17 protein-coding genes are annotated in these 16,649 nt (G+C 59.7%); 12 read left to right on the top strand and 5 right to left on the bottom strand.

The features are described from left to right. Nucleotides 1-6: 6 nt before the first annotated feature. The gene (gene ogt / locus EDF73_RS26985) at nt 7-522 is read right to left on the bottom strand and encodes a methylated-DNA--[protein]-cysteine S-methyltransferase (RefSeq protein ID WP_132731999.1); all 516 of its coding nucleotides are present in this window, start codon (nt 520-522) and stop codon (nt 7-9) included. 322 nt (nt 523-844) lie between these two features. Between ogt and EDF73_RS27975 the strand changes: the two genes are divergently transcribed. Then, complete coding sequence (locus EDF73_RS27975; RefSeq protein ID WP_279388017.1) at nt 845-973, top strand: hypothetical protein; 129 nt, start codon at nt 845-847, stop codon at nt 971-973. A 61-nt stretch (nt 974-1,034) separates the two neighbouring features. Here the strand turns inward: EDF73_RS27975 and abgT are convergent, their stop codons facing one another. Genes abgT through EDF73_RS26970 form a run of 3 tightly spaced genes read right to left on the bottom strand, consistent with a single transcriptional unit; the run spans nt 1,035 to nt 5,371 of the window. Then, nucleotides 1,035-2,561: a p-aminobenzoyl-glutamate transporter gene (abgT, locus tag EDF73_RS26980; protein ID WP_132731998.1), complete on the bottom strand. Its 1,527-nt coding sequence runs from the start codon at nt 2,559-2,561 to the stop codon at nt 1,035-1,037. Between the two features lie 54 nt (nt 2,562-2,615). Further along, complete coding sequence (locus tag EDF73_RS26975; protein ID WP_132731997.1) at nt 2,616-4,061, bottom strand: M20 family metallopeptidase; 1,446 nt, start codon at nt 4,059-4,061, stop codon at nt 2,616-2,618. Then, nucleotides 4,061-5,371, bottom strand: coding sequence for a M20 family metallo-hydrolase (locus tag EDF73_RS26970; RefSeq protein ID WP_132731996.1), 1,311 nt, complete (start codon nt 5,369-5,371; stop codon nt 4,061-4,063). Before EDF73_RS26970 ends, EDF73_RS26975 begins: the two co-directional genes overlap by 1 nt. A 166-nt stretch (nt 5,372-5,537) precedes the next feature. On the opposite strand from EDF73_RS26970, the gene EDF73_RS26965 reads away from it, so the two are divergent. Further along, nucleotides 5,538-6,449, top strand: coding sequence for a LysR family transcriptional regulator (locus EDF73_RS26965; protein ID WP_132731995.1), 912 nt, complete (start codon nt 5,538-5,540; stop codon nt 6,447-6,449). A 99-nt stretch (nt 6,450-6,548) separates the two neighbouring features. Next, the gene (gene smrA, locus EDF73_RS26960) at nt 6,549-7,112 is read left to right on the top strand and encodes a DNA endonuclease SmrA (RefSeq protein ID WP_132731994.1); all 564 of its coding nucleotides are present in this window, start codon (nt 6,549-6,551) and stop codon (nt 7,110-7,112) included. On the opposite strand, the gene EDF73_RS26955 is transcribed toward smrA, so the two are convergent. Beyond that, on the bottom strand, nt 7,109-7,915 hold the full coding sequence (locus tag EDF73_RS26955; RefSeq protein WP_132731993.1) for an IclR family transcriptional regulator C-terminal domain-containing protein: 807 nt from the start codon (nt 7,913-7,915) through the stop codon (nt 7,109-7,111). The two genes, smrA and EDF73_RS26955, sit on opposite strands and share 4 nt — an antisense overlap. Before the next feature lie 167 nt (nt 7,916-8,082). Here EDF73_RS26955 and EDF73_RS26950 point away from each other — a divergent pair, with 167 nt between their 5' ends. From EDF73_RS26950 to EDF73_RS26910, 9 genes are all read left to right on the top strand, one after another. Continuing rightward, nucleotides 8,083-8,769, top strand: a complete 687-nt coding sequence (locus EDF73_RS26950) for a 3-oxoacid CoA-transferase subunit A (protein WP_132731992.1) — start codon at nt 8,083-8,085, stop codon at nt 8,767-8,769. Nucleotides 8,770-8,779: 10 nt separating this feature from the next. Next, nucleotides 8,780-9,436, top strand: a complete 657-nt coding sequence (locus EDF73_RS26945) for a 3-oxoacid CoA-transferase subunit B (protein ID WP_132731991.1) — start codon at nt 8,780-8,782, stop codon at nt 9,434-9,436. A 10-nt stretch (nt 9,437-9,446) separates the two neighbouring features. Next, nucleotides 9,447-10,649, top strand: a complete 1,203-nt coding sequence (gene pcaF, locus EDF73_RS26940; protein WP_132732013.1) for a 3-oxoadipyl-CoA thiolase — start codon at nt 9,447-9,449, stop codon at nt 10,647-10,649. A gap of 9 nt (nt 10,650-10,658) precedes the next feature. Continuing rightward, nucleotides 10,659-12,011 (top strand): 3-carboxy-cis,cis-muconate cycloisomerase, encoded by a 1,353-nt coding sequence (locus tag EDF73_RS26935; protein WP_132731990.1) that lies wholly within the window; start codon nt 10,659-10,661, stop codon nt 12,009-12,011. Next, on the top strand, nt 12,001-12,768 hold the full coding sequence (gene pcaD, locus EDF73_RS26930) for a 3-oxoadipate enol-lactonase (RefSeq protein ID WP_132731989.1): 768 nt from the start codon (nt 12,001-12,003) through the stop codon (nt 12,766-12,768). The genes EDF73_RS26935 and pcaD overlap by 11 nt, the downstream gene beginning before the upstream one ends. Continuing rightward, on the top strand, nt 12,758-13,147 hold the full coding sequence (pcaC, locus tag EDF73_RS26925) for a 4-carboxymuconolactone decarboxylase (RefSeq protein WP_132731988.1): 390 nt from the start codon (nt 12,758-12,760) through the stop codon (nt 13,145-13,147). Before pcaD ends, pcaC begins: the two co-directional genes overlap by 11 nt. 205 nt (nt 13,148-13,352) lie before the next feature. Continuing rightward, nucleotides 13,353-13,808: a MarR family transcriptional regulator gene (locus EDF73_RS26920; protein ID WP_132731987.1), complete on the top strand. Its 456-nt coding sequence runs from the start codon at nt 13,353-13,355 to the stop codon at nt 13,806-13,808. A 24-nt stretch (nt 13,809-13,832) separates the two neighbouring features. Beyond that, entirely contained in the window at nt 13,833-15,011 is a 1,179-nt protein-coding gene (locus EDF73_RS26915) for an efflux RND transporter periplasmic adaptor subunit (RefSeq protein WP_132731986.1), read from the top strand. Between the two features lie 10 nt (nt 15,012-15,021). Then, entirely contained in the window at nt 15,022-16,557 is a 1,536-nt protein-coding gene (locus EDF73_RS26910; RefSeq protein WP_132731985.1) for a DHA2 family efflux MFS transporter permease subunit, read from the top strand. Nucleotides 16,558-16,649 lie beyond the last annotated feature (92 nt).

The raw sequence follows: 16,649 nt of genomic DNA, 5'->3' as shown, positions 1-16,649 counted from the left end.
GTAGCGTCAAAGCAGCAGATACCCCTCATGGCGCAATAACCACTCTTTGCGCTGCACCCCGCCGGCGTATCCGGTCATGGTGCCGTTACGTCCAATCACGCGATGGCAGGGCACCACGATACTCACCGGATTGGCGCCGTTAGCCGCGCCAACCGCGCGTGCGGCGCCCGGACGGCCGAGAGCTTCAGCCAGCTGGCCGTAGTGCATCACCTGTCCGCAGGGAATCGTGCGCAGGGTTTGCCAGACTTCACGCTGAAAAGGCGTGCCCGCCGTGGCGGTGGGCAAGGTTGCAATGATGCTGAGATCGCCGGCGAAATAGGCATCAAGCTTTTGACTCAACCCGCCGGGGTCACGCGAAGCAACGCGTTGATAGCCTTCGCGGCGGTAATGCACTTCAAGCAGCTGTTCCATCCGGTCGCTATGCTCTTCCCACTCAACGGCGCGTAGACGGAACTGTTCGTCGCAAAGAATCCATAGCGGCCCCAGCGGGGTGTCGATTTTGTCCTGCAGCAGTACCAGCATCTTGTCTCCTTGTCGCCTGATTCAACAGATAATATTGCCGTAGATCGACAAGATATCACGCCTGTCGGGTTGCCAACTATACTCCATAAAGATAAACGCCGGGGGACGCTGGTATCGGTTTTCGTCGCCTCGTGGGTGAGCTTTTCTGGACGGAGGAGCGTTCAGTTCACCTCCCGAAATCGTTTGTCAGTCGTGCGCGGGTGAGCGGGCATCAGCTCAGCTATCGGCGACGCCATGAGTCATCTGTACAGGCATTCTTTGGGTCAACGACTTGCCGGCTCCGGGCGCAGTTCCGGCGTTGGCGAACCCTGGAGGTATCGATATGCAATATATTCTGACTGGTGTTTTGATGTTGATTATCAGTGGGTTATTGTTAAATGCGGCCGCTTTGCTGATCGAGTCTGTGTATAAGCAGGTGAAAGAGATGCAGTTAAAGAAAAAACCGCTGTAATCGTGAAGAATGCCGCGTCGCGTTGCGCGGAGGGTGGCCAGAAGCTGGCCACCCGGTTCCTCTAGTGCAGGCGCGGATAAATGCCCGGGCCGATCGGCAACCCCAGCAGATACCACGCCACCAGCATCAGCAGCCAGACGGCGAGGAAGATCAGCGGATAGGGCAGAACGAGGGAATAGTAGGTTCCGAGTCTGGCATCCGGGCGATAGCGTTGCAGGAAGCCAAGAAACAGCGGCACAAACGGCGAGACCGGTGCCAGGGGCAGGACCGAAGAATCGGCGATACGAAACAGAATTTGCGCAAACGCCGGGTGAAAGCCGAGCAGCATAAACATGGGCACAAAGATCGGCGCCAGAATGGACCAGATCGCCGAACCGCTGGCGATAAACATGCACAGAAATGCCGACAGCAGTGCCAGACCGACAAAAGCCGGCACGCCGTTTAGCCCCGCCTGTTCCAGTAAATCCGTCAACCCGACCGCCATAAATTTCCCCATATTGCTCCAGTTAAAAATGGCGACAAACTGGGCCAGCGGAAACACCATCACGATAAATCCGGCCATCTCTTTCATCGGTTCGATCATTAAGGGCGGTAAATCCGCCTGACGGCGAATCTTGCCAGTGGCGATACCGTAGGCCAGCGAAACGAAGATAAAGAAAAAGATGATGAGCGGCACAATGCCTTTAATAAAAGGCGAAGGCATCACTGTGTGGGTGAGTGGGTCGCGCAGAATACCGTTTTCCGGCACCACCATTGCGGCAATCAGGGCAATAAACACCAGCGCGGCGATACCGGCAACCCGCAAGCCGAAACGTTGCTCAGGCGTCAGCGTCTGTAATCCGTCCTCGCTGCGACCTTGCCATTGACCCAGCCGGGGTTCGACAAGTTTATCGGTGATGAGCCCGCCGACCAGCGTCAGGACGATCACCGAACTGGCCATAAAGTACCAGTTATCGATCACGCTGACATGCAGCGCGCTATCCAGCGTCTTTGCCGCTTCGCTACTGATGCCGGAGAGCAGCACATCGGTGGTGACGATCAGTAGATTGGCGGTAAATCCGCAGCCGACGCCGGCAATGGCCGCCAGTAACCCCGCCACCGGATGACGACCGACGGCGAGGAACATCAGCGCGCCCAGCGGCGGCATAATGACCAGCGCGGCATCGGAGGAGATGTGGCTAAAAAAAGCGATAAACAGCACCATGTAGCTGGCATAACGCGCGCTGACGTGCGAGGCCATTTTGACCATCAGCGCCGGCAGCAGCCCCACGCGCTCGGCAAGCCCGGCGCCGAGAACCAGCGCCAGAATCGCCCCCAGCGGGGCGAAACCGCTGAAGTTCTTGATAACGTTAGGCAGAAACCAGTGCAGCCCCTCGATGCTGAGCAGGTTCTTTACCACCACGGTTGACCCATCCGTCGGGTTGATTGCCCCAACGTCGAAGGCGGAGAGTACCGCGGTGGCTATCGCCAGCGCGACGATCAAATAGATAAAAAGCAAAAAAGGATGCGGAACCTTATTACCGATCTTTTCAACCCAGCCATACAGCTTTCCGCTGGGGGAAGGCGACGGTATGGATGACATACTCATGGGCATTCCTCAGTCGTCGTTGTGTTAGTTGTTGTAGTGTTCGTGATGGTTTTATTATTTTAAAGGTGACGGTGTCACGTTTTCCGGGATTGGGCATTGATAGGCCCGTTCCGCCAGCTGCTGCGCCAGTTCTTGTTGACCGGCTTGCAGCAGCGTCTCATCGGTAAGCAGACGGATAGCCGTCGCGGCAAGAACTTTCCCCGCCAGCAGCATCCCCTTATGAGCGATAGAGGTTCGCCCCTGGCTGACCAGCTGCCAGGTATGCAGCGGCGTGCCGACGGCAAAGCAGGGACTGAAACATTGGGCGACCGGGGTCTTCCAGCTGACGTCGCCGACATCGGTTGAACCGGCCAGAATGTTATCCGTCGCCGCCCACGGGGCGACTTCGTCGATAAGCACCGTTTCACGATGGCGGCGGGCGAAACGTTTGCCCTCGTCACCGCCGGTTGCGGCAATATTTTTCAGGCTGTTGCTGAGGTCATTTTCGCTCAGGGTGGCGCGAATCTCGCTGGCGAAAGCGCGTTCTTCATCGCTCCACTGCGGGGTACCATAGTGGCAGACTGCCTGATACATCGCCGACTCCAGCGTGCGGTTGGGCAAATAGCTGGAGCAGGCCTTATCGAAACGACAGCTGACCGTGGTTTCGGTCATCAGCGCCGCGCCCTGGGCGATTTTCTCAATACGCGCATAGATTTGCTGCGCATCGGCCATCTCCGGCGCGCGAATCAAATAGAGCACTTCCGCCTGCGCCTGGACCACGTTGGGCGAAATGCCGCCGCTATCGGTAATCGCATAGTGGACGCGGGCTTTCTCAATAATGTGTTCGTTGAGAAAATTGCTGCCGGTGGTCATCAGCGTCACCGCATCCAGCGCGCTCCGGCCAAGGTGTGGGGAATTGGCGGCGTGGGCGGCGGTGCCGCTAAAACGCCAGGCCGCCTGGATATTCGCCAGCGTGCTGGTGCTGAACATCCCGGCGTAGGCTTCCGGGTGCCAGGTCAATGCCGCATCCACGTCATCAAACAGTCCTTCGCGCACCATAAAGGTTTTACCGGAACCGCCTTCCTCGCCCGGGCAGCCGTAGAAGCGAATGGTCCCGCCGCCGCCGTGCTGCTGGAGCCAGTTTTTACTCGCCACCGCGGCGGCCAGCGCCGCGGTTCCCAGCAGATTATGCCCGCAGCCGTGGCCGTTTTCTCCCGGCGTTGCGCTGGTCGACCGCGCGCAATGCGCCTCCTGACTGAGTCCGGCGAGCGCGTCATACTCTCCCAGCAGGGCAATGACCGGCTGGCCGCTACCGTAGCTGGCAATAAAGGCGTTCGGGATGCCGCCCACCTCACGGCTGAGCTGAAAGCCTTCCGCCTGCAGAGCATCGGCTAAGCGTCCAGCGGACCAGAACTCTTCAAAACGGGTCTCCGGATGATCCCAAATCTCATCGGCAATGGCGCTAAATTCAGCTGCGCGTGAGGCGATCGTATCATCGACAAAGCGGTAAATTGTCTCCATTAAACACCTCGCTGCCACGGAAAGTTGAGCGCGGCGCGGGCCAGCGTTTCGACCGCCATCGCCATCACGCTCTCATCGAAATCGAATTTCTCGTTGTGGTGACCGGCGCTGAGTTCGGTGCCGAAAATCATGTAGGAGGCCAGGCCGTTGCGCTGCTGCACCCGGGCCATCATCAGGGTGGCATCTTCTGAACCCGCGGGGGCGGCGATGCGGTCGATAGCCTGCCTGACGCCGGGCACCAGGGCTGCCTGTTCGCGCAGATAGGCCACCCACGTCGGCGACGGCGCGCTGGCGGTGGCCGCGCCCATCAGACGCAGGTCGACGCTGGCGCCGTACATCGCCGCGGCGCCTGCGATAACGGACTGCGCGCGTTCAAAAACGTATTGATTGATGGCTTCGGTTTCGCCACGGGTTTCCACTTTCAGCAGCGCGCCGGAAGGCACCACGTTCCGGCCGGTTCCTGCCTGCATGACGCCAACGTTAACCCGCGACGCGCCTGCGCTGTGCGGCGCAATCGCGTGCAGACCAAGCGCCGCCTGCGCGGCGGCCAGCAGGGCGTTGCGTCCGTCTTCCGGCTTGCCGCCGGCGTGGGCCGCGACCCCGGTGAAGGTCACGTCAAATTTGGTGGTGGCCATAAAGTTATCGCCGCCGCAGACGACCGTTCCGGCGGGGACGCCGGTGCCGATATGGATCGCGGTAAAATAATCGACGTTATCCAGCACGCCGGCGGCTACCATCGCCCGCGCGCCGCGGGTGCCTTCTTCCGCCGGCTGGAAAATCAGCTTGATCGTCCCGTGTAAACGATCGGCATAGTGCTTCAGCACATGGGCCAGTCCCAGGCCAATAGCGGTATGGCCGTCATGGCCGCAGGCGTGCATCATCCCCGGGTTGCAGGAGGCAAAGTTATCGCGAAATGGACGATGCTGGCTATCGGTGTCTTCATTCAGATCGAGGGCATCCATATCAACCCGGAAGGCGAGGGTCGGACCCGGGCGGCCGGTATCCAGCGTGGCGACGACGCCGGCGAACCCTCCTTCAAATGCGCTAAGCCACGGCTCCGGGGCGCCCTGCTGGCGGGCCCGCGCAAACTCATGCGCCAGCGTGGCCTCATCCGGTAGGCCCATCCGGCTGTCGGCATCGATAACGTCGCGGCCCAATGCCAGATCGTAGCCTAGCCGGTGGAGTATCTCCGCGACTTTACTGGCGGTACGAAACTCGACCCAGCCCGACTCGGCATAGTGGTGTAAATCGCGACGCCACTGCGTCATTTCCGGCATCAGCTGGTGGATGTATTGCGTGAGTAACGGCATAACCTGTCCTGTCATAGTTTAAATATGTGATGTGCTTCACGATGTGATAGCTTTTGCTTATCACTGATGGGTTTTTACGCATCGGATTCTTACGTTGCCACAACGCTATGCATTACAGTAGATGCCAGTTTCTTCTGTCTGATAAACAATGGTTATCACTACGACGATGTCTTTTCAGATCAAATTTCATCAAATTCGCGCCTTCGTTGAGGTGGCGCGTCAGGGCAGCATCCGCGGCGCCAGCCGGGCGTTAGCGCTGTCGCAACCGGCGTTGACCAAGGCCATTAAAGAGCTGGAAGAGGGGCTTTGCGCCCAGCTGTTCGTGCGCCGCAGTCAGGGGGTGGCGCTAACGGAAAACGGCGAAAGCTTTTATCAGCACGCCAGCCTGATTCTCGAAGAGCTGCGGGCGGCGCAGGAGGATCTGCTGCAGCGCCAGGGGGAGTTGACCGGGCAGATCAATATCGGCCTCGGGGCGAGTGTGGCGCGTTCGCTGATGCCATCGGTTATCTGTCGTTTTCACCAGCAGCATCCGCTGGTGAAGGTACGGATTATGGAGGGCCAGCTGCTGTCGATGATCAACGAACTGCGTCAGGGCGAACTCGACTTCACCATCAATACCTATTACCCCGGGCCATACGATCATGAATTCAGCTTTGAAAAGCTGTTTGAAAAGCCTTTCGCGGTGTTTGCCCGGGTGGGGCATCCCGCGGCGCAGGCGACGTCGATCGATCAACTACTGGACTATAGCTGGACCATGCCGACGCCGCGCGGCAGCTATTTTAAGCAGTTACAGGATCTTTTTAGCCACCGTGCGCAAATCCCCCACGTCGGTATCGTTTGCGAAACCTTTTCTTCCTGCATCAGTCTGGTGGTGCAGAGCGATTTTCTGAGTATTTTGCCGGTTGAACTGGGCAACGATCCGATGATCGCCGATAAGCTGGCGATGGTTGCGGTGAGAGAGCCGTTGCCAAAAGCCACCTATTATCTGATTCAACGGCGGGACTCGCGCCAGACGCCGCTGACGGCCTCGCTGATCACGCAGTTTCGTCGGCAAAGTCGCCATCAGTTTCCGTCCTGAAGTCCGACGGTTTAAATTGTCGCCGCTTGCCGACAAACGCATTGAGGCGGGGGAGCGCGGCGGCTATAGTAGCCTGCGGTAGCAGCCGGAGGAGTGCTCATGAATCTTGACGACAAATCGCTATTTCTTGGCGCCATGGAGGACGTCCAGCCACTGAAACGTAATACTGACGTTCATTGGCATCCCGAGCGGAATACCCGCCCGCCGCAGCGCAGCGATCCCCTGCAGCTGGATAACTTTCTCACCACCGGTTATCTCGACGTACTGCCGCTGGCGACGCCGCTGGAATTCAAGCGTGAAGGGCTGCAGAACGGCGTGCTGGAAAAGCTGCGGCTGGGCAAATATAGCCAGCAGGCGAGCCTTAATCTGCTGCGCCAGCCGGTAGAGCAGTGCCGACAGATGCTGTTTGCCTTTGTGGTGCAGGCGCGAAAAGAGGGGTTGCGCAATCTGCTGATCGTACATGGTAAAGGGCGGGAAGATACCTCACACGCCAATATCATTCGCAGCTATCTCGCCCGCTGGCTGGTGGAGCTACCTGAAGTTCAGGCGTTCTGCGTGGCCTCTGCGCACCACGGCGGCAGCGGCGCGTGTTACGTTGCGCTGCGCAAATCCGCCAAGGCCAAACAGGAAAACTGGGAGCGGCACGCCAAACGTAGCCGCTAGCGCAGCAACAATGTCAGCTCCCGGGCCGCTTTTTGCAGCTCGGGCAGCACCCGATCCAGCATCTCGCGGGTGGACACCTGCCCGGCATGCACGCCGACGTTCAGCGCGGCCTGTACCTGCCCCTGCGGGTTGAATAACGGCACCGCCAGGGAACGTAACCCCATCTCCAGCTCCTGATCGTTGAGCGCGTAGCCCTGCTGGCGCACCCGCTTCAGCTCGGCGCGCAGCTTATTGACCGAATCTACCGTCTGTGGGGTGTAGCGAATCATTGTCACCCGCGCCAGCATATCGTTCAGCTTCTCTTCCGGCTGATGGCTTAGCAGCACGCGGCCCATCGAGGTTGCCCACGCCGGCAGGCGGCTGCCGATATCCAGATCGATGGTCATAATCCGCGAACTGGAGGCGCGAGCGATGTACAGAATATCGTCGCCGTCGAGGGTGGCGATAGAGCAGGATTCGTTAAGCATCTCGCTCAGGTGCTTGAGTACCGGCTGTGCCGAACGCGCCAGCGGCGTTGAGGCTAACCACGCGTGGCCGAGGGCCAGAATGCGCGGGCGCAGCTGGAAATTCTTGCCGTCTTCCGCATAGACAAACCCCAGTTTTCCCAGGGTATACAGGCAGCGGCGGACCGCCGCGCGCGGAATACCGGTCTTCTGACTGATTTGCGAGATCGACAGCACCGGGCGCTGCGGAGTGAAAGCCTGAATCACTTCCAGCCCGCGGGCCAGCGAGGCCATAAAGTTCGGATCGCCCTTAAACGGATCGCTATCGCCCGTCAGTAAATCATCTGGATGCTTCTCCATTGTCCTCTCCATATTTGCCATCGATCACATTCTTTCGCTAAAGATATACGATGTTCGATTATCGCACCATATTTCGATTATCGCCCTTGACCCACATCGTTAAGCGGGTCACATTTTGTGCGAACAACGAATAAAAGTGCGATTACCGCACATAAAGGAGCGACCTGATGATTGATAAAAGCGTGTCGACGCTAAGCGATGCCATCGCCGGGATCCACGACGGCGCGACCATCATGATTGGCGGTTTTGGTCCCGCCGGTCAGCCAACCTATCTGATCGATGCCCTGATTGAACAGGGCGCCCGCGATCTCACCATTATCAACAACAACGCGGGCAATGGTGAAGTGGGCCTTGCGGCACTGCTGAAGGCCGGACGGGTGAGAAAAATGGTGTGCTCTTTCCCGCGCCAGGTTGACTCGCAGATTTTTGACGATCTGTACCGTCGCGGCAAAGTCGAACTGGAGCTGGTGCCGCAGGGCAACCTCGCGGCGCGAATTCAGGCCGCCGGCGCCGGTCTGGGGGCGATATTTACCCCCACCGGTTACGGCACGCCGCTGGCGGAGGGGAAAGAGACCCGCGAAATCGACGGCCGGCATTATGTTCTCGAGTACCCGATTAAGGCCGACTTTGCGCTGATCAAAGCGCATCAGGCGGATCGCTGGGGCAACCTGGTGTATCGCAAAGCGGCGCGTAACTTCGGCCCCATTATGGCCACCGCCGCCAAAACGACCATTGTTGAAGTTTCTCGTCTGGTGAGCCTGGGCGACCTTGACCCGGAAAATATCATCACGCCGGGGATTTTTGTCCAGCGCGTCTTCTCGCTGGAAAACCTGACTATCGCCCGGAGCGCCTGAGGAGTCTGCCATGCAAAAATTAACCCGTGATGAGATGGCCGAGCGCGTGGCCCGCGATATTCCGCAAGGAGCCTACGTGAACCTGGGGATTGGTTTACCGACGCGTATCGCGAACTATCTCCCCGCCGATAAAGAAGTGTTTTTACACAGCGAAAATGGCCTGTTGGGAATGGGCGGCAAACCGCAACCGGGCGAAGAGGACCCGGAGTTGATTAACGCCGGTAAAGAGTACGTGACCTTGCTGCCAGGCGGATGTTATTTCCACCACGGTGACTCCTTCGCCATGATGCGCGGCGGCCATCTTGATATCTGCGTGTTGGGGGCCTATCAGGTTTCCGCTCGCGGCGACCTGGCTAACTGGAGCACCGGCGCGCCGGATGCGATTCCGGCCGTGGGCGGAGCGATGGATCTGGCCATCGGCGCGCGGCAGGTCTTCGTGATGATGGACCATCTGACCCGCGACGGCGAGTGCAAGCTGGTTGAGCATTGCAGCTATCCGCTGACCGGCGTCGGCTGCGTCAGCCGGATTTACACCGATCTTGCGGTCATTGATATCACCCCGACGGGGCCGGTGGTGCGGGAAATCTTTAACGGCCTCTCTTTTGAGGAACTGCAGCGTATCACTCCGGTGGCGCTGACCTTTGAACATCTGGCGGAAAGCGCATAAGGAACCTATGATGAATCAGGCATTTATCTGTGATGCGGTGCGAACACCGTTTGGTCGTTTTGCGGGAACTCTGGCGGCGGTACGCGCCGACGATCTGGCCGCACTGCCGCTGAAAGCGCTGCTGGAGCGCAATCGAGGGCTGGATCCCGCGCGTATCGATGATGTGATTTACGGATGCGCCAACCAGGCCGGGGAAGATAACCGCAACGTCGCGCGGATGGCGCTGCTGCTGGCCGGGTTCCCGGAAACGGTGCCGGGCAGCACCATTAACCGCCTGTGCGGTTCGAGCCTGGATGCCATCGGTATCGCCGCGCGCGCGATTAAGAGCGGTGAAACTCAACTGATGATTGCCGGCGGCGTGGAGAGCATGTCGCGTGCGCCGTTTGTGATGGGCAAGGCCGAGAACGCCTTTAGCCGCAGCATGAAAATGGAAGATACCACCATCGGCTGGCGCTTTATCAACGCGCAAATGAAAGCGCGGTATGGCGTTGATTCCATGCCGGAGACCGCCGAGAACGTGGCGCATGATTTTGCCATTTCACGGGCCGACCAGGATGCTTTCGCGCTGCGTAGCCAGCTGCGTACCGCCCAGGCGCAGGAAGCCGGGCGCTTTGCCGATGAGCTGATTGCGGTCTCCATCGCGCAGCGTAAAGGCGACCCGCTGCTGTTTACCCGCGATGAACACCCGCGCAGTACCTCCGCGCAAGCGCTGGCTAAGCTTAAAGGCGTGGTGCGTCCGGACGGCTCGGTGACCGCCGGGAACGCCTCCGGGGTTAACGACGGCGCCTGCGCGTTGCTGCTGGCGAGCGAACAGGCGCTGAATGCCAACGACCTGCAGCCGCTGGCTCGCGTGGTCGGCGTGGCGACGGCCGGGGTAGCGCCAAGAATTATGGGCTTTGGCCCGGCGCCGGCGGTGCGTAAAGTGCTGACGCAAACCGGGCTAACGCTGGCGCAAATGGACGTGATTGAACTGAACGAAGCGTTCGCCGCGCAGGCGCTGGCGGTTACCCGCGATCTCGGTTTGCCTGACGATGCGCCGCACGTCAATCCGAACGGCGGGGCGATTGCCTTAGGTCACCCTTTGGGGGCCTCCGGCGGGCGTCTGGCGATGACCGCCGCCTACCAGCTTCGGCGCACCGGCGGGCGCTATGCGCTGTGTACCATGTGTATCGGCGTCGGCCAGGGGATTGCGCTGATTATTGAACGTGTTTAAGGAGCCGAAATGAGTTTGTTGACCCCGATGTTGCGCACCAGTCCGCTGACCGCCTGGTTTAGCGATGCGCAACGGGTGCAGAGCATGCTGGATTTTGAAGCGGCGCTGGTCCGCGCCCAGGCGGCCTGTGGCGTGGTGCCGCAGGCCGCCGTCGCGCCGATCGTCAACGCCTGCCGGCATTCGGCGATCGATTTTCCCGCCCTGGAGCAGGCGGCGGCCAGCGCGGGCAATCTGGCTATTCCGCTGGTGAAACAGCTCACGGCCTGCGTCAAGGCGCAGAATGAAGAGGCGGCGCGCTATGTTCACTGGGGCGCCACCAGCCAGGATGCCATTGACAGCGGTCTGGTTTTACAGCTGCGCGGAGCGCTGGATGAGACGGCGCTGCTGCTGCAACGGCTGATTGACGGATTCGCCCTGCAGGCGGAACGCTATCAAAATACGGTGATGCCAGGGCGGACGTGGATGCAACACGCGCTGCCGGTGACCTTTGGCCTGAAGCTGGCGGGCACTCTTGATGCGCTGCTGCGCTGGCAGCAGCGTCTGCGGGAAATGCGCCCCCGGGCGTTGGTACTGCAGTTTGGCGGCGCGGCGGGAACCCTGGATTCATTGAAAAAAGACGGCCCGCAGGTTGCTGAACAGCTGGCGAAAGCGCTCGGCCTGGCTTTACCGGATACGCCGTGGCACAGCCAGCGTGACCGGGTGCTGGAAGTCGGCGCCTGGTTCGCCGGCGTCTGCGGCACGCTGGGGAAGTTTGCCAACGACTTCGCGTTACTGATGCAAACCGAAGTGGCGGAGGTCGGCGAACCGGTGGCAGAAGGGCGCGGCGGTTCGTCAACGATGCCGCACAAACGTAACCCCATCGCCTGCAGCGCGATTTTAACCGCCGCCCAGCGTACGCCTGGCCTCGTGGCAACCCTGTACGCCAGCCAGATTCAGCAGCACGAACGCGCCCTCGGCGGCTGGCAGGCCGAATGGGAGACCCTTCCGCAACTGATAACCCTGGTCGGCGGCGCGCTGGCGCAAAGCGAGGCGTTGGTCCGCGAGATGCAGGTTTTCCCGCAAAAGATGCGTGCCGATCTGGATCTGACTCACGGTTTAATTATGGCGGAAGCGGTGACCCTGGCGCTGGCGGAGTTTATTGGTAAAGCCGAAGCTCATCATTGCATCGAGGCGCTGTGCCGGCAGGCTATCGACCAGTCTCGCCCGCTGCTGGCGTTGCTGAAAAGCGATCCGCAGGTCAGCCAGTATCTTTCCGTTCCCCGTTTAACAACGCTGCTGGACCCGGCGACGGCTACCGGCAGCGCCGAACTTTTTGTGCGCCAGGTCGTGGCGCGTTACAAGGAGCAACGTCATGAACCTTGATTATCAACTCGACGGGCCGGAAGGCGCGCCGGTGATAGTTCTTTCCAACTCCCTGGGGACCACCCGGGCGATGTGGCAGCCGCAGCTGGCAGCCTTAACCCGCCAGTTTCGCGTGCTACGCTACGATAGCCACGGCCATGGCAAGACCCGCAAATCCGGGAAGGTGACCCTCGCGCAGCTTGGCGAGGATGTGATTGCGCTGCTCGATCATCTGAATATCGCCAAAGCCTGTTTCTGTGGCATCTCAATGGGCGGCCTGACCGGGCTGTGGCTGGGTCGTTTTGCCCCTGAGCGTTTTGATGCAATTGTCGTGGCCAACACCGCGGCACGCATTGGCGATCAGGCCAGCTGGCTGTCCCGCGCGCGGGCCGTGCGTCAGGAAGGGATGACGGTGGTGGCGGCCGGGGCGGCGGACCGCTGGTTCACCCGCGCCTTCCGCCGCAAGGCGCCGGACGTGGTGGAGACGCTATGTCATCAGCTGACCCACAGTGATGCGGAAGGCTACGCGGCGTGCTGTGAAGCGCTGGCGGCGGCGGACCTGCGTGGGGAGGTCGGGCAGATTGGCATGCCGACATTGATTATTGCCGGGGAAAGTGACCCTGTCACTACCGTGGCGGACGCGCACTTTTTGCAGCAGCAGATCCCCAACGCGCAAATGGTGGTGCTTCCCGCCTCGCATCTCTCCAGTATCGAAGCGCCGGCCGCTTTTAGCGCCGCCTTACTGCAATTTTTAAGCGGAGAACACCATGGACGATAAAGCACGTTATCAGCAGGGCATGAGCGTGCGCCGCAAAGTTCTGGGCGATGCACACGTTGACCGCACCTTGCAAAATCTGACGCCGTTAAATGAAGAGTTTCAGGATTTTATTACCCGCTATGCCTGGGGCGAAACCTGGACCCGACCGGGACTGGACCACCACACCCGCAGTATGATCACCATCGCCATGCTGATTGCTCTTAACCGCGAAGCGGAGCTGAAAATGCACCTGCGCGCGGCGTTCAATAATGGGGTGACCCGCGATGAGTTAAAAGAGCTGATCATGCATTCCGCGCTGTACTGCGGCCTGCCGGCGGCAAATGCGACGCTGCACCTCGCCCAGCAGGTGTTTGCTGAACTTGATACCAAAGAGGCGTGATCTCCTCGCTTCCCACCGGGCGCGCAACAGACGCTGCCCGGTGATTCCGCCGCCGTATTGCATCCCACGTCCCACTCCCGGCCTGTCGCTTTCATCGCTCTCATAGACCGTTACGCTGACAAAACGTGCGATCTTCTTGACACCACGTTGACAAATAACTGCCTGGTCAGTAATTTCATTTGCAATTATTGACCAGGCAAATAACATGACGCATCGTCCGGGTATGATTAATAATAAATTCCACTTAGGTTTGTTGATTCACCTGGCAAACCAGTTCAAAGACCAGCTGATTAGCCAGTACTTCTCCGGCATGGATATCACCGCCGCGCAGTTTAAGGTGCTGATCAGTATCTACAAAGGCGTTACCAGTCCGGTTGAGATCAGCAAAAATCTGGTCATGGACGCCGGCGCCATGAGCCGGATGGTGGCTCGCATGGTCAAGCGCGATCTCATCAGCCGCTCGCCGCATCCACAGGATAAACGCCAGGTCATCCTGGCATTAACCGACAAAGGGCAGCTGATCTGCGAGCGCTTTGTCAATGAAGCACTGGCCTCGATCATCAGCGATCTTACCGCCCGTCTTACCGCCGATGAATCTCGCTTACTGGTAGAGCTACTGACAAAAATGCTGCCGGACGAGATCGTCGCTCCTCATCGCTAACGTATTCAATAAGGTCCTGACAAGATGGAAACCACCGCTGCACAACAGGCTGAGCGCGGCAGCAAGCGCAAACGCAACTTTATTATTCTGCTGATTATTCTGCTTCTCACCGCCGGGGGCGGACTGGCGTGGTATCTGCTGTATGCCCGCTTCTATGAGTCCACCGACGATGCCTATGTCAACGGCAACCAGGTGACGCTGACCCCGCAGATCGCGGGGACGGTGACTCAGGTAACCGTCGATGAAGGCGACTTCGTGCAGAAAGGACAGCCGCTGGTGCTGCTCGACCCGAGTGATACCGAAATCGCGCTGCAGCAGGCGGAAGCCAACCTCGCCAATACGGTACGCCAGGTCCGCGGGCTTTACAGCACGGCGGATAACTACCGCGCGCAGGTGGCGGCGAAGAAGGTGGCCCTGCAGACGGCGCAAAACGACTACGCGCGTCGTCAGCGTATTTTCCAGAGCGGCGCGATTGCCGCCGAAGATCTCGCGCATTACCGCGATGCGGTCACCAGCGCGCAAAGCGATTTAACCGCCGCGCAGGAGGCGTTGCGCACCAATACCGCGATGGTGGATGACACCGTGATCGACAGCCACCCGGAAATCAAAAGCGCCGTCGCCACGCTGCGTCAGCGCTATCTGGATAATTCGCGTAGCACCATCGTGGCTCCGGTTAGCGGCTACGTGGCGAAGCGCGCGGTCCAGCTCGGGATGCGCGTCGATTCCGGCACCACGCTGATGGCTATCGTGCCGCTGAACGAGGTGTGGGTCGACGCTAACTTCAAAGAGAGCCAGATGAAAGAGATGCGTCTGGGGCAAAAGGTGACCCTCAATGCCGATCTCTACGGTGACGACGTGGAATACCACGGCACCATTGAGAGCCTGGGGATCGGTACCGGCAGCGCGTTCTCGCTGTTGCCGGCGCAGAACGCCAGCGGCAACTGGATTAAAATCGTCCAGCGTCTGCCGGTGCGTATTACGCTGGATCCGCATGACATGCAGAAAAACCCGCTGCGCGTGGGGCTGTCAATGAACGTCAGCGTCGATATTCGCGATGCCGGGGGACACCTGCTGCCACAGCAAACCGTGAGCAGCCCGCGTTTCACCACCGATGTGTATCAAAACCCGCTGGCGGAAGCGGACAAACTGGTGGCTAAAATCCTTCATGACAACAGCAAAGCGGTAGCCGCAGGCGCCCGTTAAGAGAGACGTTATGCAAGATAAGGCCGCTTTTACCCCGCCCAGTATGTGGCTGGCGGTGCTCGCGCTGTCGCTGGCCACGTTTATGCAGGTGCTGGACTCGACCATCGCCAACGTCGCGTTGCCAACCATAGCCGGCAACCTCGGGGTCAGCGCCGATCAGGGCACCTGGGTTATCACCTCCTTTGCGGTGTGTAATGCCATTGCTCTGCCGCTGACCGGCTGGTTTACGCGCCGCTTTGGCCAGTTAAAACTGTTTATCGGCTCGGTGGTGATGTTTACCTTCACCTCATTTCTGTGCGGCTTCGCCCACAGCATGACCGAGCTGATTATCTTCCGCGCCCTGCAGGGGTTCTTTGCCGGGCCGATGTTTCCGATGTGCCAGACGCTGTTGCTGGTTATCTTCCCGTCGAGCAAACGCAGCATGGCGCTGGCGCTGCTGTCGATGGTGACGGTGGTGGCGCCGATTGTCGGGCCGATTACCGGCGGCTGGATCACGGATAACTACTCCTGGCCGTGGATCTTCTATATCAACGTGCCGATCGGCATTTTCGCGACGCTGGTGGTCTGGACGCAGATGCGCGCGCGCGAGGAGACCACCACCCATGCGCCGATTGATTATATCGGCATCGCGCTACTGGTGCTGGGCGTCGGTCTGCTGCAGGTGGTGCTGGATAAAGGTAACGACCTCGACTGGTTCGCCTCCACGCACATTGTGGTGATGTCGACGATATCGGCTATCTCGCTGGTGGCCTTTGTTATCTGGGAGCTGGGCGAGCGCCATCCGATCGTGAATCTGCGCCTGTTTAAGGACCGCAACTTTACGATTGGTACGCTGTCGCTGACGTTGGGCTACGCCGCCTTCTTCGCCATCAACATTATCCTGCCGCAGTGGCTGCAAACGCAGATGGGCTATACGGCGATCTGGGCCGGTCTGGCCGCCGCCCCGATGGGGATCCTCCCGCTGATGATGACGCCGATTATCGGTCGCTACGCCAACAAGTTTGACCTGCGGATCCTGGCCTCGCTCTCATTCCTGACGATGGGTGCCTCCTGCCTGATTCGCGCGCAGTTCAATACCGACGTCGATTTCCGCACCATTGCGGAAGTGCAGCTGTTTATGGGGATTGGCGTGGCGTTTTTCTTTATGCCGATCACCACGATTGTGCTGTCGAACCTTAACGGCGCCGAGGTGGCGGAAGGCTCCGGCCTGGCGACATTCTTCCGCGTGCTGGGGGGCTCATTTGCCTCATCGCTCACCACCTGGATCTGGTCGCGTCGGGAAGTGTTCCATCATGCCAATCTGACGGAGAGCGTGTCCGCATACAATCCCGCTGCGGTGGACTATGTCGAAAAGATGGGCGGGGCGACGCAGCAGCATATGGCGCTGATCGATAAAACCATTGAGCAGCAGGCCTATATGATGTCGACCATCGACTACTTCTGGCTTTTGGGCTGGGGGTTTATGGCGCTGATTGTGGTTATCTGGTTTGCCCGTCCGCCGTTCAGCCGCGCCGGGGCGCCGGGCGCGCCATCTGCCGGCCACTAGCCGTCAGCGATGGCAATATCAAAAGGGCCGTAACCTGACGCGTTACGGCCCTTGCGCTTATCGCGCGGGGAGATTAGCGCGACGAACAGCCC

The organism is Klebsiella sp. BIGb0138, from assembly GCF_004342285.1.
Classification (GTDB): Bacteria; Pseudomonadota; Gammaproteobacteria; order Enterobacterales; family Enterobacteriaceae; genus Klebsiella.
The sequence above is the reverse complement of the archived record's forward strand: the minus strand, read 5'-3'. Positions and strand labels throughout refer to the sequence as shown.

Coding starts and splice junctions, on each gene's coding strand:
- EDF73_RS26935 (WP_132731990.1), top strand. CDS start 10,659: ATGAGTTTGTTGACCCCGATGTTGCGCACCAGTCCGCTGACCGCCTGG.
- EDF73_RS26970 (WP_132731996.1), bottom strand. CDS start 5,371: ATGCCGTTACTCACGCAATACATCCACCAGCTGATGCCGGAAATGACG.
- EDF73_RS26975 (WP_132731997.1), bottom strand. CDS start 4,061: ATGGAGACAATTTACCGCTTTGTCGATGATACGATCGCCTCACGCGCA.
- ogt (WP_132731999.1), bottom strand. CDS start 522: ATGCTGGTACTGCTGCAGGACAAAATCGACACCCCGCTGGGGCCGCTA.
- abgT (WP_132731998.1), bottom strand. CDS start 2,561: ATGAGTATGTCATCCATACCGTCGCCTTCCCCCAGCGGAAAGCTGTAT.
- EDF73_RS27975 (WP_279388017.1), top strand. CDS start 845: ATGCAATATATTCTGACTGGTGTTTTGATGTTGATTATCAGTGGGTTA.
- EDF73_RS26950 (WP_132731992.1), top strand. CDS start 8,083: ATGATTGATAAAAGCGTGTCGACGCTAAGCGATGCCATCGCCGGGATC.
- EDF73_RS26915 (WP_132731986.1), top strand. CDS start 13,833: ATGGAAACCACCGCTGCACAACAGGCTGAGCGCGGCAGCAAGCGCAAA.
- pcaC (WP_132731988.1), top strand. CDS start 12,758: ATGGACGATAAAGCACGTTATCAGCAGGGCATGAGCGTGCGCCGCAAA.
- EDF73_RS26965 (WP_132731995.1), top strand. CDS start 5,538: ATGTCTTTTCAGATCAAATTTCATCAAATTCGCGCCTTCGTTGAGGTG.
- EDF73_RS26910 (WP_132731985.1), top strand. CDS start 15,022: ATGCAAGATAAGGCCGCTTTTACCCCGCCCAGTATGTGGCTGGCGGTG.
- smrA (WP_132731994.1), top strand. CDS start 6,549: ATGAATCTTGACGACAAATCGCTATTTCTTGGCGCCATGGAGGACGTC.
- pcaD (WP_132731989.1), top strand. CDS start 12,001: ATGAACCTTGATTATCAACTCGACGGGCCGGAAGGCGCGCCGGTGATA.
- EDF73_RS26920 (WP_132731987.1), top strand. CDS start 13,353: ATGACGCATCGTCCGGGTATGATTAATAATAAATTCCACTTAGGTTTG.
- EDF73_RS26945 (WP_132731991.1), top strand. CDS start 8,780: ATGCAAAAATTAACCCGTGATGAGATGGCCGAGCGCGTGGCCCGCGAT.
- EDF73_RS26955 (WP_132731993.1), bottom strand. CDS start 7,915: ATGGAGAAGCATCCAGATGATTTACTGACGGGCGATAGCGATCCGTTT.
- pcaF (WP_132732013.1), top strand. CDS start 9,447: ATGAATCAGGCATTTATCTGTGATGCGGTGCGAACACCGTTTGGTCGT.